The organism is Mesorhizobium sp. M8A.F.Ca.ET.165.01.1.1, from assembly GCF_004792065.1.
GTDB lineage: Bacteria > Pseudomonadota > Alphaproteobacteria > Rhizobiales > Rhizobiaceae > Mesorhizobium.
The window spans coordinates 1-292 of the sequence record NZ_SRTH01000226.1; the positions used below are offsets into that span (position 1 = coordinate 1).

The 292-nt window shown below is 66.1% G+C and carries 1 protein-coding gene; it reads right to left on the minus strand.

What is annotated here, in order from left to right; all coding sequences use genetic code 11:
* Positions 1-65 precede the first annotated feature (65 nt).
* The coding region (locus tag EN808_RS35860) for a helix-turn-helix transcriptional regulator (protein ID WP_135918270.1) at positions 66-292 on the minus strand (227 nt) is incomplete at its 5' end.

The window sequence follows — 292 nt, forward strand, 5'->3', positions numbered from 1 at the left end:
CAGCACGCCCACCGGGCGCCCGTTCAGGAAGACATTGAGCGGTGTGTGGGCCGATCGCCGTGCCATCAGAAAAGGTCCTCGATTTCGGCGGCGCTGCTTTTGCTGCGTGGGCGAACGATGAGCTCGAGGTCGAGGGCGGAGAGAGCGGCCATCAACGTGCTGAGCTGCACGGCTGGCGCGCCGGCTTCAAGGCGTGAGATCGTAGCCTGGCGCAGGTGAATTTGATTGCCAAGCGTCTCTTGCGTGAGGTCGGCCTGCCGGCGGGCGCGGCGCAGGATGGCGCCGAGTTGCT